We start from the raw sequence: 517 nt of genomic DNA, 5'->3' as shown, positions 1-517 counted from the left end.
AGGCGCGCGCCGGTTTCGGCCGCTGTGCCGGCGCTTCCACCGTCACCGGCGGCAGGGCCGATTGGGCCTGCGCGGCCGTCGTGCTGGAGGGAGATTCGGCGAGCAGCACGGCTGCTCCAATGAGAAAACCTGCACGGCGCTTGCCGGCGCGAAGACGATGGCCGCTGACGCGTTGGCCATCCGGATGAGCACGCACGTTCGATTCACTTCCAGGTCAGACACGGCATTGAAGCTCGCGCGTCTAACAGCCGCGGCAGGTTAAGAGAACCGCAGGCGGACTTGAATCGCTCTAGTATTGAATCGTTCTAAGGACGGATCGGCGCTGAACGGCAACTTTCAATTGCCGACGCGCCGGATGCGACACGTCGTGCGCGAATCCGCCGCGGCGTGTCGCGATGTCGTGCCAGCTCACGCGATGGCAGGAGCCGTCAAGTCGTCGAGCTTCCGCTTGAACGCGGCGCCGTCCGACGATGCGCGGAGCGGCGGACGCACGCGCAGCCTGGCGGCGTCGCCGGTC

Annotated in this window: 1 protein-coding gene and 1 pseudogene; both read right to left on the bottom strand. The window is 66.7% G+C overall.

What is annotated here, in order from left to right; genetic code table 11:
* A partial coding sequence (locus MOV74_RS40130; protein WP_246933100.1) for a hypothetical protein occupies positions 1 to 196 on the bottom strand: 196 nt, incomplete at its 3' end.
* A gap of 212 nt (positions 197 to 408) precedes the next feature.
* A pseudogene (locus MOV74_RS41115) lies at positions 409 to 517 on the bottom strand (dihydrodipicolinate synthase family protein); the annotation flags it as partial.

It is taken from the genome of Bradyrhizobium sp. SHOUNA76, from assembly GCF_023006445.1.
In the GTDB taxonomy this organism is placed as follows: domain Bacteria; phylum Pseudomonadota; class Alphaproteobacteria; order Rhizobiales; family Xanthobacteraceae; genus Bradyrhizobium.
Note: the sequence above shows the minus strand (reverse complement) of the source record. Positions and strands in the feature narration are given on the sequence as shown.